The following is a 13,652-nucleotide window of genomic DNA, read 5'->3' as shown; positions in this document are numbered from 1 at the left end:
TATGGCACAGGGTGAGTTCGAACTGATTGCGCAGTACTTCCATCGGCCGGTGCAGCGGGCCGTGCTTGGCGTCGGTGACGACTGCGCCCTGCTCGCACCCAAGCCCGGCATGCAGCTGGCCATCTCCAGCGATATGCTGGTGCAAGGCCGCCACTTCTTTGCCGATGTGGACCCGCGCACGCTGGGCCACAAGGCGCTGGCCGTCAACCTCAGCGACCTGGCCGCCACGGGCGCCCAGCCGCTGGCCTTTACCCTGGCGCTGGCCCTGCCATCGGTCGATGCGCCCTGGCTGCAAGGCTTCTCGGAGGGCATGTTCGCCTTGGCCGATGCCCATGGCTGCGAGCTGGTGGGCGGTGACACCACCCAGGGCCCACTCAATATCTGCATCACCGTGTTGGGCGAGGTGCCGGCCGGCCAGGCGCTGCTGCGCAGCGGCGCCCAGCCCGGCGATGACATCTACGTCAGCGGCCACCTGGGCGATGCCCGCTTGGCGCTGGAGGCCTTGCTTGGCCAGGTGCAGTTGCCGCCTGCAGCCTTGGCCGCTGCCCGCCAGCGGCTCGAAAGCCCCAGCCCGCGTGTCGCCCTGGGCATGGCGCTGCGCGGCATTGCCAGCAGTGCGCTCGATCTGAGCGATGGCCTGGCCGGCGACCTGGGCCATATCCTGCAAGCCAGTGGCGTGGGTGCCGAGCTGCAGGCGGACCAGGTACTGGCGTGCATGGCAGCGACCGCAGGTGCCCCGGGCGCTGCGCTCAACCTGCCCATCGATCTGCAACTGCAATGCTGCCTGGCGGGCGGCGACGACTACGAGCTGTGCTTTACCGCCGCCGCAGACCGGCGCGATGCCGTGCAGCAGGCCAGCCTGGCCGCGCAGACGCCGGTGCAGCGCATTGGCCGCATCACCGCTACACCGGGCCTGCGCGTGCGCGATGCGCAGGGCCAGCCCATCGCGCAGCGCTGGGCCTCGTTTGACCACTTCAAGGCCTGACGGCTTGGTGGGCTGGCGCCGTTTGGCGCTGCACAGCACCTTGCCGCAGGCTTATGATGGCGGGCATGAGCGACTCGCCCTTTCCACCTTCTGCGCCCGGCGCCGCAGCCAACGCATCGGCGCCCCGCCGCGCCAACTGGACCTTCATGCTGCGCAACCCTTTGCACTGGATGGCGCTGGGCTTTGGCTCGGGACTGAGCCCGGTGGCACCGGGAACGGTGGGCACCTTGTGGGCCTGGGTCGCCTACCTGGTGCTGCAGCTGTGGCTGACGCCTGCGGCGATTGGCTGGGTGATTGGCGCATCGCTCGTGCTCGGCTGGTGGGCCTGCACGGCCACCGCGCGCAACCTGGGGGTGGCGGATCCCGGCGCCATTGTCTGGGATGAGATCATCGCCTTCTGGCTCATTTTGTGGCTGGTCATGCCCACGGGCTTCTGGGGCCAGCTGACGGCCTTTGTGCTGTTCCGCTTTTTCGACGCCGTCAAACCCCAGCCGGTGCGCTGGGCGGATCGCTGCTTCAAGGGCTTTGGCTGGGGCGGCGGTTGGGGCATCATCTGGGACGATCTGGTCGCCGCTTTCTGCACCTTGCTTGTCATCGCCATCGGGAGACATCTGCTATGAACGCCACCGCCGCCTTGCTGACCAAAGATGGGCTGCCCCTGCCGGAAACCGTGGCCCAGCTGGCCCAGCACCTGAGCCAACGAGGCTGGATGATGGCCACGGCCGAAAGCTGCACCGGCGGCCTGATCGCAGGCGCTTGCACCGAGCGGCCCGGCTCCAGCCAGTGGCTCGATTGCGGCTTTGTCACCTACTCCAACCGGGCCAAATCCGCGATGCTGGATGTGCCCGCTGCGCTGATCGCCGCCCACGGCGCCGTCAGCGAGCCCGTCGCCCGCGCGATGGCCGAAGGTGCGATCGCGCAGTCCCAGGCACAGGTCAGCGTGGCGGTGACCGGCGTGGCCGGGCCCGATGGCGGCAGCGCGAGCAAGCCCGTTGGCACCGTTTGGTTTGGCTGGCAGGTGGCCGGGCAACTGCACAGCGAAGTGCAGCGCTTTGACGGCGACCGCCACGCAGTGCGCCAGGCCACCGTGCGGCATGCGCTGCGCCGCCTGCTGGAGCTGGTGCAGGCCGCGCCTGCGCAGTAAGCGCTGTCCCACATCCGAACTTAGCCTTGGCCGATGTGGCAAGCGCGTGCGCTGCGCCACACTTCAACCATGGCAACCCGGTTTGCAGCACTCTTCTGACTGACAGCCGATGAGACCAAGAGGAGAACCCTGATGAAACGACTTGCAATCACTACCGCTTCCATCGTTCTGGCCCTGAGCGGCCTGACCGCTTGCTCCAGCAATCCCACCAATGCCCAGATCGGCACCGGCGTAGGCGCTGTTGCCGGTGGTGTGTTGGGTGATGCCGTGTTCGGCTCGACCTTGGGTACCATTGGCGGTGCTGCTGCCGGCGCCTATTTTGGTAACCAGGTCGGCGACAACATGGATGGCAACCGCCGCCGTCGTTAAGCCTTGAACCCGGGGGCCTTATCGGCCCCTCAGGTATTCCCGGCTATCGGCCCGCTGCCATCAGCAGCACCAGCACCAACAACACCGCCAGTGCGGTGAACAGGATTTTTACCCAGCTATAGGGTTGCTCACCGGCCAACTGGCCGGTGTAGCCGTTGGCAAGAATCTGGTAGCTCTTGCTGCCATAGGTGTAGCCCACCAGCCAGACAGGCACCAGCACATGCTTGAAGCTGCGCCCCTGGTACTGGCGCCGCACCTGCAGGTTGCGGTAGGTATCGCCCGGTATCTGGCGCGCGCACAGGGTCTCTACCTGCTGGTCCATATCCCCTTCGTTGATCGTCGCAGCCCGGTTCAGGTCGACCTGGTAGCGCTCCACGGTCCAGCCGCGCACAAACTCGGGCGAATAGGGTTTGAGGTCCGTCCGCGTTGGAAAAGGCTCGACCTTCTGCAGCAGCCCCTGGTGCACCCCGACCGTGCCCGCGACCAGTTCATCGTCAAAGAAATGCTGCAGGCTGCCCGAGGCCGGCTCCCAGCGCACATGGCGTACCTGGCGCGTGCTGATGTTGCCATTGGCGTCGCGGTACTGCTCGGTGGTGTAGTAGTAAAAGCCGGCGTCCGCCCGCCACTGGGCCTGCACATGGGCGTCAAAGGTCCAGTACGGCAGGTAGATACCTTTGAGCGTATCGGTCAGCGCCGCGTTCTTGAACTTGTTGGGTGCAAACCAGCGGCTGCCATACCATTTGCGGATCAGGTCGCGCACCTGGCCATCGCTCACCTTGAACGGCAGCAGGCTTTGCGGCGTGATCGCATCGTTGCGCTCTTCATGTGCCTGAATCGCAGGGGAGCCACAAAAATCGCAGCGCGACGCGACCCGCCCGTCAACAAAGACCGAAATCGCGCGGCAGTTCTGGCACTGGTACTCGCGCCGCGCCTCGCCCCAGCCGCGTCCGCTGGCGGGGTTGGCCAGCGCGGCGGCCAGGTCCTGCTCGACGATGTCACCGCCCAGCTGTTGCTGTTGCTCCTCGGTCCAGGGCACCACCGTGCCGCAGTAGGGGCACTTGAGCGACTGCGCCTTGGCATTCCATTCCAGATTGCCGCCGCATTCGGGGCAGACATGCCTGGCCACCATCGAGGTCGGTGGCGGCGCAAAGGGGTCGGTGGCGGGAGTGGGTGAATTCACGGTCAAACTCAGCGTTGGCGCACAGCAGGTCTGCGCCACGGGCTCTCAAAACGGGGGCACGCCAACGCACATGCACCGGCAAAGCAGGGGTACATGCGCGGTGAGTGCAGATTTATCCGCGCAGGAATTCGTTCAGCGATTCCTGCGAGATGCGCCAGGCGCTGCCAATCTTGCGGCCCTTGAGCGCGCCCGACTCCAGCTCAGTCAGCACATCCTGCACCGTCACGCCCAGCGCCTGGGCCGCCTGCTCGGGCGTCAGCACCTGCAGGCCGGCGCCGGCGGCCGCAGCCGCAGCGGGCGCCGCTTGCGCAGCCTGGGCTGCAGCGGGCGAGAAGGGGTCGGCTGCAGCAGCGCCCGAAGGCTGCTGCATGCCCTTCATCATCTCCTGCGCCATGCCAAAGCCCATCGCCATGGTCGCGGGGATGGTGGCCGCCGCTGCGCCTTCGCCGCCGTTGGCCATCGCCTGGCCCATCTGGTACTTCACATAGTCGTTCAAGTTGCCGATCGCGCTCATCGACGAGCGCTTGTCGATCGCCTCTTCGACTTCGGGCGGCACCGAGACGTTTTCCAGCAGGAAGCTGGTGATCTCCAGGCCGTATTTCTCGGTGACGGCCGGGTTGATCAGCTGCAGCAGCGCATCACCCATCTCGGTGTAGCGCTGGGCCACATCGAGCACGGGCACCTGGGCGCGGGCCAGCGCTTCGCTGAAGATGCTGACAATGCGCGAGCGCATCGTGTCGGCAAACTCGTCGAGGCGGAAATTCTGGTCCGTGCCCGCCACCTCCTTGAGGAACTTGGCTGGCTGGACAATGCGGAAGTCATAGGTGCCGAAGGCGCGCAGGCGCACAACACCGAAGTCCTTGTCGCGCATCATCACCGGGTTGGAGGTACCCCATTTGTTGCCGGTGAAGAGGCGCGTATTGACGTAGTAGACATCGCACTTGAAGGGCGAATTGAAGCCGTACTTCCAGCCGCGCAGGGTCGACAGAATCGGGATATTCTGCGTCGTCAACTGGTGGCGGCCGGGGCCGAACAGGTCGGCGAACTGGCCTTCGGAGACAAACTGCACCTGCTGCGATTCGCGCACGATCAGCTGGGCGCCGTTCTTGATTTCCTTGTCCTCATCGGGCCAGCGGTACGACAAGGTATCGCGCGAGTCATCGGTCCACTCGATGATCTCGATCAGTTGCTTGGTGATGATGTTCATGAGGTTCATCGGGGATCCTTGGCCAAAAGAGGATGAAAACCAAGCCATTCTAGAGCCACTGCCCGCTCGCGGCCATGCCAATCTGGGCCCGCACAGCAAAACAGCCGCAAAAGCGGCTGTTCTCAGAGCGGATGGTGAACGCCTGCTATCAGGCGCCGCAACATTTCTTGAACTTCTTGCCGCTGCCGCAGGAGCAGGGGTCATTGCGGCCGGGCACCTCGCCCTTGACGATGGTGGCCTGGCGCGGGCCCATGCTCTTCCAGATCTGGCGCAGGTCATACACCGCCCAGATCGCCTCACCAAAGGTCTCCACGCGCTCCTGGCTGGTGCTGGCCGGGCCGTTTTCGTCGTACATGCAGACGGTGGGAGTGCCGGTGTCATCCTCGGTCAGGGCCACCACCGATTCGAGCGCGTCGTTCAGCCAGCGGGCCGCTTCCTTGTCGCGCGGTGCGATCCACTCATCGGCCCAGTTTTCCACGACAAACATGAAGCCCAGCGCCCAGACCTGGCCAAACGAGGGGATCTCCTGGCCGTCCAGCTCCTGGCGCTCTTCCTCGGGCAGGCTGGCAATGGCGCCGCGCATGTCCATCGCATCGGGCTGGAAGGTGTCATCGTCTTCGAGGCTCTTGACATCGGCGTCAAGCTGGCCCGTCACTTCGTTCCAGCGGATCTGCCACAGTTCCAGAAAGCGGTCCTGCTGGGCGCGGTCCTTGAAGGCCGGCAGCAGCGGCAGCTTGCCGTCCGCATCGCGCTCCAGCAGCTCGCCATCGCCCACCAGCATCGGCAGAAACTCCTCGACCGGCACCGCGCGGCGCGTGCAGACCAGCGCGGTGAGTGCGCCGTCGGCAAATTCCCACTGCGGAATTTCTTCGGCGCGCGTGCGCATGTCTTCCAGGATCTGGTCGATCTCGGTCAGCTGGTCGTCATTCAATCCATCGGGGATCTGGGGCTGGGTCATCGGTGCTCTCTCAATAGGGGGCCGCACAGCACAAACCCCTGCACGCTTGCAATGCCACCAGCGCCCCCTATGATGGGTCTGGTTTTGTAACAACATTGCAATGGCAGACGGCCGCTGCGCCAGGCAGGGCCTGCAGTGTAGCGCCAGCCAGGCGCCTGTGCTGCAGCCCGGGATTTGCGCGCGCTTTTGGGCCGTCTGACCTGCACAGACACCCCCATGAACCAGCTCAACAAGATTTTTCCCGTCCGCTACACCGTGATGGTGCTGTGCATGCTCCTGCTGGTCGCCGGCATCATCGCGCTGGTGCTGCAGGCCAGCGCCTGGTGGTGGCTGGCCGTGCTGGCCGGCGCCGCGCTCACGCTGCTGGGCCTGCGCGACCGGCGCCAGACGCGCCACGCTATTTTGCGCAACTACCCGGTCATCGGTCATATGCGCTTTTTCCTGGAGTTCATCCGCCCGGAGATGCGCCAGTACTTCATCGAAAGCGACACCGAGGCCCTGCCCTTCTCGCGCGCCCAGCGCTCGCTGGTCTACCAGCGCGCCAAGGGCGATCCGGACAACCGCCCTTTTGGCACCTTGATGGATGTGGGCGCACGCGGCTATGAATGGGTCAACCACTCGATGGCGCCCACGCGGCTGGACGGCCATGATTTCCGTGTCTGGATCGGCGGCTCGCCCGATGCGCCGTCGCAGTCGGTGGCGCCCTGCACCCAGCCCTACCATGCCAGCGTTTTCAACATCTCGGCGATGAGCTTTGGCGCGCTGTCGGCCAATGCCATCCTGGCGCTGAACAAGGGCGCGCAGATTGGCGGCTTTGCCCATGACACCGGCGAAGGCTCGATCAGCCAGCACCACCGCGTGCACGGCGGCGACCTGATCTGGGAGGTGGCCTCGGGTTACTTTGGCTGCCGCAATGACGACGGCAGCTTCAGTGAAGAGCGCTATATCGCCAACGCCACCCAGCCCCAGGTCAAGATGATCGAGCTCAAGCTCAGCCAGGGCGCCAAGCCCGGCCATGGCGGTGTGCTGCCCGGCGCCAAGGTCACGCCCGAGATTGCCGCGGCGCGCGGCATTCCGGTGGGCATCGACTGCATCTCGCCGGCCCGGCACAGCGCCTTCTCCACGCCCGAGGAGATGATGCACTTCATCGCCCGCCTGCGCACGCTCTCGGGCGGCAAGCCCACCGGCTTCAAGTTCTGCCTGGGCCACCCCTGGGAGTGGTTTGCCATCGTCAAGGCCATGCTCAAGACCGGCATCACGCCGGACTTCATCGTCGTCGACGGTGCTGAAGGTGGCACCGGCGCAGCGCCTGTCGAATTCACCGACCATGTCGGCGTGCCGCTGCAAGAAGGCCTGCTCTTGGTGCACAACACCCTGATCGGCGTGAACCTGCGCGACCGCATCAAGCTGGGCGCCGCCGGCAAGGTCATCACTGCCTTTGACATCACCCGCATGATGGCGCTGGGCGCCGACTGGTGCAATGCCGGCCGGGGCTTCATGATGGCGCTGGGCTGCATCCAGGCCCAGACCTGCCACACCGGCAACTGCCCCACCGGCGTCACCACGCAAGATGGCGTGCGCCAGCAGGCCCTGGTCGTGCCCGACAAGGCCACGCGCGTGGCCCAGTTCCACAAGAGCACCCTGCATGCGCTGCAGGAGCTGGTGCAGGCCGCCGGCCTCCAGCACCCTTGCGAGCTCAATGCCCACCATATCGTGCGCCGCATCAGCGACACCGAGGTGCGCCTGCTGTCCAACCTGCTGCTGCAGGTGCGGCCCGGCGCGCTGCTCGACGACCTGGCGCACCAGCACGACGTCTTTCGCACCTACTGGCCGCTGGCCAGCGCCGAGAGTTTCCAGCCGCTGGCGCAGCCCCATGTCAAACCCTCGGCACCGGCCGACCACCAGGACATGGTGCCCCAGGCGGCCGAGGCTTCTTGAGCGCGCAGCGATAATGCAAGGTTTTCACTGTTGCTGGAGTGGCCGCTGCGGCGTGCGCCCCGCTTGCGCATGACCGATACCGCTTCCCCCTTACAGCCCCCTGCCCCCGCTGGCGCCCCGCCCGGCGCCGCATCTGCCGAGCGCCCGGACTATGCCGCATTTTTGCAGCAGCACCTGGCCAGCCAGACCTTCAATGTGGTGCGCTATGAGCTGCCGGCCGAATCGGTCTGGCTCAAAAAAGCCGGCCCGGCAATAGCCGCCTGGCGCTACCGGACCTTGGGCCTGCTCTCGCGCTGGCTGGATGTGCCGGTGCTACAGCCCGTGGTCAACCCCGGCGGGCAAGCCGCCATTGCGACCGAGGTGCGGCGCCTGCGCGACCTGCATGCGCGCGGCCTGCGCGTGCCGCTGGTGCTGGCCGATGCGCCCGAGGGCTTTCTGATGCGCCACCTGGGCCTGCCCGGCGGCAATACCCCGTCGCTCAGCGACGAAATCGAGGCGGCAGCCCGCCAAGCCCCCGCCAGCACCCTGGCGCTGTGGCAGCAGGGCTTTGCCGCGCTGCAGCGCGTGCATGCCAGCGGCACCTGCCTGAGCCAGGCCTTTGCCCGCAACATGGTGCGCTGCCCCGATGGCGTCATTGGCTATATCGACTTTGAAGACGACCCGCTGGCGACCTTGCCGCCTGCGCTGTGCATCGTCAAGGATGCGCTGTGCTATGCGCATTCCACCGCGCTGTTCCTGGACAATGCCGGCACCCTGGAGGCCGCACGTGCCGATTGGCATGGCTGGCTGGCGCAGACCGATCCTGCGGTGCGCGCCGCGCTGGAGCGCACCGTGCAGCAGATGCGCTGGGTCGGCAAGCTGCCCAACCAGCGCAAGCTGGGGCGCGATACCTTGCGCCTGCGGGCGATGTACGGGCTGCTGCGCCCACTGCCCTGACCACCGGTTCGCGGCATTTCTCAGACAAAAAAATGGCCTGCATCTGCAGGCCATTCCTTTTGGAGCGAGGCGCTATCAGCCCTTGGCGGTATCCACCACCGGCACCTGCACGGGCGCGCTCTCCAGCACGGTTTCGTTGTTCAGCACCGCGTTGAGCTTGGTATAGTCCAGCGCGTTTTCCCAGCGCGAGACCACCACGGTAGCCACGGCATTGCCGATGAAGTTGGTCAGCGAACGGCACTCGGACATGAAACGGTCCACGCCCAGAATCAGCGCCATGCCGGCCACTGGCACTTCCGGCACCACGGCCAGGGTGGCAGCCAGCGTGATAAAGCCCGCGCCGGTCACGCCCGCAGCGCCCTTGGAGCTCAGCATCGCCACCAGCAGCAGCGCAATCTGGTGTCCCAGGGTCAGGTGGGTGTCGGTCGCCTGGGCGATGAACAGCGCCGCCAAGGTCATGTAGATATTGGTGCCGTCGAGGTTGAAGGAGTAGCCAGTTGGAACCACCAGGCCCACCACGGACTTGCTGCAGCCAGCCTTTTCCATCTTGTGCATCAGCGATGGCAGCGCCGATTCGGACGACGAGGTACCCAGCACCAGCAGCAGCTCATCCTTGAGGTAGCGGATCAGCTTGAGCACCGAGAAACCGCAGGCACGGGCCACGGCACCCAGAATCACCAGCACAAAGAGCAGCGAGGTGATGTAGAAGGTCGCGACCAGCTCGGCCAGGTTCAAGAGCGAGCCCAGACCGAACTTGCCGATCGTGAAAGCCATCGCGCCAAAGGCACCGATGGGCGCGAGCTTCATCACGATGTTGACCAACTTGAAGACGGGCTTGGTCAGCGATTCGAGCAGGTTGAGCACGGGCTTGCCGCTGTCACCGACCATGGCCAGCGACACGCCAAACAGCACTGCCACCAGCAGCACTTGCAAAATGTTGTCGCCGACAAAGGGGCTGATCAGCGTCTTGGGGATGATGTCCATGACAAAACCGGTCAGGGTCATGTCATGCGACTTGGCCACATAGGAGCTCACTTCCTTCTGGTCCAGATCGGCCACATTGATGTGCATGCCGGCGCCCGGCTGCATCACATTGGCCACGATCAGGCCCACGATCAGCGCCAGGGTCGAGAAGGTCAGGAAGTACACCATGGCCTTGCCAAACACGCGGCCCACGGTACTCAGGTGCGTCATGTTCGCAATGCCGGTCACGATGGTCAGAAAGATCACCGGCGCGATGATCATCTTGATCAGCTTGATGAACGCATCACCAAAGGGCTTCATCGCCGCACCATATTGGGGCTCGAAATGCCCCAACAAGACACCGATGGTGATACCGATAATCACCTGGAAGTACAAAGTCCGGTAAAAAGGCGGCGCCTGGACGGGCGCCTGGCTGGCGGTGGTATCAATCTGCATGGTGGGGCTCCAAAGATGCTCGGCACCAACTCGGTGCGCTGAGGCGCGTTTGTATCCCAGCCCTTACAGATTGCCCATTAGACATTAGTATTAGGCGCCGCCTTCCCAGAGCTACGGAAAACCCATACTTCGGGAAAATACCTAGGCCTCCGTTACATGTTTCCGATCATTCCCCGCCGCTCCCTGCGATCCCTGTGGACCTTCTGCGCCGTGCTGCTGAGCACGGTGGCTGCCGCTGCAGGCGCCTGGCACTGGATGCTGCAGCACAGCCTGGCCGAGGAAAACCTGCAGGCCCACCGCCAGCTCGTCCTGTATGCGCAGGCGCTCAGCCAGCGCCTGGACCGCTACCGGGTGCTGCCCGATGTGCTGGCGCTCGACGCCGAGCTGCGCGAGGCGCTGACCCACCCGCAAAGCCCCGAGCAGGTGCTGCGCCTCAACCGCAAGCTGGAGCAGGCCAACGGCGCGAGCCTGGCCTCCACCCTCACCTTGATCGATGCCCAGGGCGTGGCGCTGGCCGCCAGCAACTGGCGCAGCCCTTCGAGCAATGTGGGCGAGGACTACAGCTTTCGCCCCTATGTGCAACTGGCGCTGGCCCAGGACAAGGGCAGCTTCTACGGCATTGGCATGACCACCGGCGAGGCCGGTTATTTCCTCTCGCGCGCCATCAGCAGCGATGCCGGTGGCCAGCACCGGGTGCTGGGCCTGATCGCGATCAAGATCGTGCTGCTGGAGCTCGAGCGCGAATGGATCCAGAACCCCGACATCGTGCTGGCCAGCGATGCCAATGGCGTCGTGTTTCTGGCCAGCAACGAGGACTGGCGCTACCGCAAGCTCAAGCCCATCGATGCCCGTGCGCAGCAGGAGATGGACCGCACCCAGCAGTACCGCAGCCAGCCGCTCAAGCCCATGCGCTATGCGCAGGAGCAGCCGCTGGACGAAGGCGGCGCGCTGGTGCAGTGGCAGGACCCGGGCGTGGGCCGCAAGCTCTGGCAAACCGTGACCTTGCCCGAAACCGGCTGGCAGCTGCATATCCTGCATGATGTGGACAACAGCGTGGCGTCGGCCTGGTGGGCCGCTGGCGCGGCGGGCGGCAGCTGGCTGGCGCTGTCGCTGCTGCTGCTCTATGCGCGCCAGCGCCAGCGCCTGTCGGCCTTGCGCCAGCGCAGCCGCGAAGAGCTCGAGGCCCTCTTGAAGCAACACGCGCAGGAGCTGCGCACTGCGCAAGATGGCATCGTGGCCGCCGCCCACCAGGCCGATGCCGGCCACAGCCAGAGCCTGGAACACCTGCCCCAGGGCGTGGTGGTGATCGATGCCGCGCTGAACCTGGTCGCCTGGAACTCGCGCTACATGGAGCTGTTCCGGCTGCCGGCGGGCTTGTTGAAAGTGGGTATGCCGGTCGAGGAGCTGTACCGCTACAACGCGCGCCGGGGCCTGCTGGGCTCGGGCGACATCGACGAGGCCATCGAGCGGCGCATGCAGTTTTTGCGCAGCGGCAAGCCCCATGCGCGCGAGAGCGAAAAGGCCGACGGCACGGTACTGGAGATCCGCGGCAACCCCCTGCCCGATGGCGGTTTTGTGACCAGCTATGCCGACATCACCAGCTACAAGAACGCCGCGCGCGAGCTGCGCTCCCTGGCCGATGCGCTGGAAAAGCGCATTGCCGACCGCACCGAAGACCTGGCCCAGGCCAAGCGCGAGGCCGAGCAGGCCAACCGCTACAAATCCAAGTTTGTCGCCGCCGCCGTGCATGACCTGCTGCAGCCGCTGAACGCTGCGCGCGTGTTTGCCTCGCTGCTGCGCCAGCATGTGCAGGGCGACAAGGCCTTGCAGCTGGCCAGCGATGTCGAAGGTGCGCTGGCCTCGCAGGACGACATCCTGAACAGCCTGCTCGATATTGCACGCATGGAATCGGGCCAGCTCGAGGTGAACCGCCGCGACTTTGCGCTGCAGCCCATGCTGGCCCAGCTGGGCAGCAGCCTGGGCGTGCTGGCCCAGGGCCATGGCCTGCAGCTGCAGGTCATGGCCTGCCGCGCGGTGGTGCACAGCGACGAGGCGCTGCTGCGCCGCATCGTGCAGAACTTTCTCTCCAACGCCATCCGCTACACGCGCCAGGGCCGCATTGTGCTGGGCTGCCGCCGCGTCGGCCAGCATCTGCGCATCGAGGTGCATGACCAGGGCCCGGGCATCCCCGAGAGCCTGCACCGCGAGATTTTTGAAGAATTCCGCCGGCTGGAGACTGGCCGCCAGCATGAGCGCGGCGCCGGCCTGGGCCTGGCCATTGTCGAGCGCCTGGGGCGCCTGTTGCAGCACCCGATTGGCCTGCGCTCGGCGCTGGGCCGGGGTTCGGTCTTCTGGGTCGAGGTGCCATTGAGCCAAACCGCCTTGGCCCCGGAGCCCGCGCGCGAGCCCATGGAGGCAGCACCTGCGGTCGCCAACGCCGCACCGCTGCAAGGCGCCAGCGCCTGGTGCATTGGCCCGGCCGCCATCGCCGGCGCCGCCCCGCTGCTGCAGCGCTGGGGCTGCCAGGTGGTACCGCAGGCCGATGCCGAGGCGGCCTTGGCACAGGCCCAACGCAGCCAAAACGCATGGCCGGCTTTGCTGGTGGTGGATGCGGCGCATGCCACGCCAGCAGCAGTCCGTGCCTTGCAGGCCTGCGGGCACAAGGCGCCGGGCGTTGTCTGGCTCAGCACCGATGCGGGCCAGCAGGATGCCGCCAGCCAGCAGGCCAGTGTGCTGGGTTGGGGGGTGCTGACGCAGCCCGCGCGGCCGGCGGCGCTGCGTGCGCTGGTCGGCCAGCTGCTGCTAAGGCAGCGCTGAGTCGTCGGTGGGCAAGCCGCCATCGGCCTCCAGGTTGCGCACCAGCACGGCGACCTGGGTGCGGCTGTGGCAGCCGAGCTTTTTCAGGATCGCAGTCACATGCACCTTCACCGTGTGCTCGGTCACGCCCATCTCCTGCGCAATCTGCTTGTTGAGCAGGCCATCGGCGAGGTACAGCAGGGTCTTGAACTGGTGCGGTGTCAGCTGCGCCATGCGGGCGGCCAGCTCGGCATCCTCCTGCGACAGCTCGGCGGCCATCGAGGGAAAGACGGTGTCACCTTCCAGCACCGCCTCGATCGCTGCGGTGATCGCGTCGGCGGCGGCGGCCTTGGAGATAAAGCCCGAGGCGCCAAACTGCTGGGCGCGGCGGATAATGCGCGGGTGGTCGTTGGAGGAGATAACCACCACCGGCAACTGTGGGTAGGCGCCGCGCACATGCAGCAGCGCCGAAAAGCCATGCGTGCCCGGCATCGTCAGATCGAGCAGCACCAGCTCGATGCCCGGGTGCGCCGCCAACGCCGCGCTGAGCGAGCTGGCACTGGAGGCTTCGAGCACCTCGAAGGCGCCAAAACGCCCCCGGATCACCTGCACCACGGCAGCGCGAAACAGGGGGTGGTCATCGGCAACAAGCAAGGCGGGAGGGGACATAGGCGATAGTCTGCCATGGCTTGGCTCCAACTGTGCGCCGCGCCCCCTCCC

Annotated in this window: 12 protein-coding genes; 7 read left to right on the top strand and 5 right to left on the bottom strand. The window is 66.0% G+C overall.

The window, feature by feature from the left end; all coding sequences use genetic code 11:
- The first annotated feature begins 1 nt into the window (after position 1).
- The 4 genes from thiL (at position 2) to ACPEE1_RS03770 (ending at position 2,498) form a co-directional block, all read left to right on the top strand.
- Positions 2-985, top strand: coding sequence for a thiamine-phosphate kinase (thiL, locus tag ACPEE1_RS03785; protein WP_423935248.1), 984 nt, complete (start codon positions 2-4; stop codon positions 983-985).
- Positions 986-1,050: 65 nt separating this feature from the next.
- Positions 1,051-1,605 (top strand): phosphatidylglycerophosphatase A family protein, encoded by a 555-nt coding sequence (locus ACPEE1_RS03780; RefSeq protein ID WP_423935246.1) that lies wholly within the window; start codon positions 1,051-1,053, stop codon positions 1,603-1,605.
- Positions 1,602-2,129: a CinA family protein gene (locus ACPEE1_RS03775; RefSeq protein WP_116926278.1), complete on the top strand. Its 528-nt coding sequence runs from the start codon at positions 1,602-1,604 to the stop codon at positions 2,127-2,129. The genes ACPEE1_RS03780 and ACPEE1_RS03775 overlap by 4 nt, the downstream gene beginning before the upstream one ends.
- A 132-nt stretch (positions 2,130-2,261) precedes the next feature.
- Positions 2,262-2,498 carry a glycine zipper domain-containing protein gene (locus tag ACPEE1_RS03770; RefSeq protein ID WP_027010612.1) on the top strand — a complete coding sequence of 79 codons (237 nt, stop codon included), beginning with the start codon at positions 2,262-2,264 and terminating at the stop codon, positions 2,496-2,498.
- A gap of 43 nt (positions 2,499-2,541) precedes the next feature.
- Here ACPEE1_RS03770 and ACPEE1_RS03765 read toward each other — a convergent pair whose 3' ends face one another.
- The 3 genes from ACPEE1_RS03765 to ACPEE1_RS03755 form a co-directional block, all read right to left on the bottom strand.
- A complete protein-coding gene (locus tag ACPEE1_RS03765) occupies positions 2,542-3,627 on the bottom strand; it encodes a zinc ribbon domain-containing protein (RefSeq protein ID WP_423936382.1) in 1,086 nt (361 codons plus the stop codon).
- Between the two features lie 163 nt (positions 3,628-3,790).
- On the bottom strand, positions 3,791-4,894 hold the full coding sequence (locus tag ACPEE1_RS03760; RefSeq protein WP_116926276.1) for an SPFH and helix-turn-helix domain-containing protein: 1,104 nt from the start codon (positions 4,892-4,894) through the stop codon (positions 3,791-3,793).
- Between the two features lie 139 nt (positions 4,895-5,033).
- Positions 5,034-5,843 (bottom strand): UPF0149 family protein, encoded by an 810-nt coding sequence (locus ACPEE1_RS03755; RefSeq protein ID WP_116926275.1) that lies wholly within the window; start codon positions 5,841-5,843, stop codon positions 5,034-5,036.
- Between the two features lie 216 nt (positions 5,844-6,059).
- Between ACPEE1_RS03755 and ACPEE1_RS03750 the strand changes: the two genes are divergently transcribed.
- Complete coding sequence (locus tag ACPEE1_RS03750; protein WP_182343792.1) at positions 6,060-7,781, top strand: FMN-binding glutamate synthase family protein; 1,722 nt, start codon at positions 6,060-6,062, stop codon at positions 7,779-7,781.
- A 69-nt stretch (positions 7,782-7,850) separates the two neighbouring features.
- Positions 7,851-8,717 (top strand): hypothetical protein, encoded by an 867-nt coding sequence (locus tag ACPEE1_RS03745; RefSeq protein WP_116926391.1) that lies wholly within the window; start codon positions 7,851-7,853, stop codon positions 8,715-8,717.
- A gap of 75 nt (positions 8,718-8,792) precedes the next feature.
- Here the strand turns inward: ACPEE1_RS03745 and ACPEE1_RS03740 are convergent, their stop codons facing one another.
- Positions 8,793-10,136 carry a dicarboxylate/amino acid:cation symporter gene (locus ACPEE1_RS03740; RefSeq protein WP_165841196.1) on the bottom strand — a complete coding sequence of 448 codons (1,344 nt, stop codon included), beginning with the start codon at positions 10,134-10,136 and terminating at the stop codon, positions 8,793-8,795.
- Between the two features lie 156 nt (positions 10,137-10,292).
- Between ACPEE1_RS03740 and ACPEE1_RS03735 the strand changes: the two genes are divergently transcribed.
- Positions 10,293-12,953, top strand: coding sequence for a sensor histidine kinase (locus tag ACPEE1_RS03735; RefSeq protein ID WP_423935242.1), 2,661 nt, complete (start codon positions 10,293-10,295; stop codon positions 12,951-12,953).
- On the opposite strand, the gene ACPEE1_RS03730 is transcribed toward ACPEE1_RS03735, so the two are convergent.
- Positions 12,939-13,601, bottom strand: a complete 663-nt coding sequence (locus ACPEE1_RS03730) for a response regulator (protein WP_423935240.1) — start codon at positions 13,599-13,601, stop codon at positions 12,939-12,941. The genes ACPEE1_RS03735 and ACPEE1_RS03730 overlap by 15 nt on opposite strands.
- Positions 13,602-13,652 lie beyond the last annotated feature (51 nt).

It is taken from the genome of Comamonas sp. 23 (genome assembly GCF_049601575.1).
In the GTDB taxonomy this organism is placed as follows: Bacteria; Pseudomonadota; Gammaproteobacteria; order Burkholderiales; family Burkholderiaceae_C; genus Comamonas; species Comamonas squillarum.
Note: the sequence above shows the minus strand (reverse complement) of the source record. Positions and strands in the feature narration are given on the sequence as shown.

Coding starts and splice junctions, on each gene's coding strand:
- ACPEE1_RS03770 (WP_027010612.1), top strand. CDS start 2,262: ATGAAACGACTTGCAATCACTACCGCTTCCATCGTTCTGGCCCTGAGC.
- ACPEE1_RS03740 (WP_165841196.1), bottom strand. CDS start 10,136: ATGCAGATTGATACCACCGCCAGCCAGGCGCCCGTCCAGGCGCCGCCT.
- ACPEE1_RS03750 (WP_182343792.1), top strand. CDS start 6,060: ATGAACCAGCTCAACAAGATTTTTCCCGTCCGCTACACCGTGATGGTG.
- thiL (WP_423935248.1), top strand. CDS start 2: ATGGCACAGGGTGAGTTCGAACTGATTGCGCAGTACTTCCATCGGCCG.
- ACPEE1_RS03780 (WP_423935246.1), top strand. CDS start 1,051: ATGAGCGACTCGCCCTTTCCACCTTCTGCGCCCGGCGCCGCAGCCAAC.
- ACPEE1_RS03755 (WP_116926275.1), bottom strand. CDS start 5,843: ATGACCCAGCCCCAGATCCCCGATGGATTGAATGACGACCAGCTGACC.
- ACPEE1_RS03735 (WP_423935242.1), top strand. CDS start 10,293: ATGTTTCCGATCATTCCCCGCCGCTCCCTGCGATCCCTGTGGACCTTC.
- ACPEE1_RS03730 (WP_423935240.1), bottom strand. CDS start 13,601: ATGTCCCCTCCCGCCTTGCTTGTTGCCGATGACCACCCCCTGTTTCGC.
- ACPEE1_RS03775 (WP_116926278.1), top strand. CDS start 1,602: ATGAACGCCACCGCCGCCTTGCTGACCAAAGATGGGCTGCCCCTGCCG.
- ACPEE1_RS03745 (WP_116926391.1), top strand. CDS start 7,851: ATGACCGATACCGCTTCCCCCTTACAGCCCCCTGCCCCCGCTGGCGCC.
- ACPEE1_RS03760 (WP_116926276.1), bottom strand. CDS start 4,894: ATGAACCTCATGAACATCATCACCAAGCAACTGATCGAGATCATCGAG.
- ACPEE1_RS03765 (WP_423936382.1), bottom strand. CDS start 3,627: ATGGTGGCCAGGCATGTCTGCCCCGAATGCGGCGGCAATCTGGAATGG.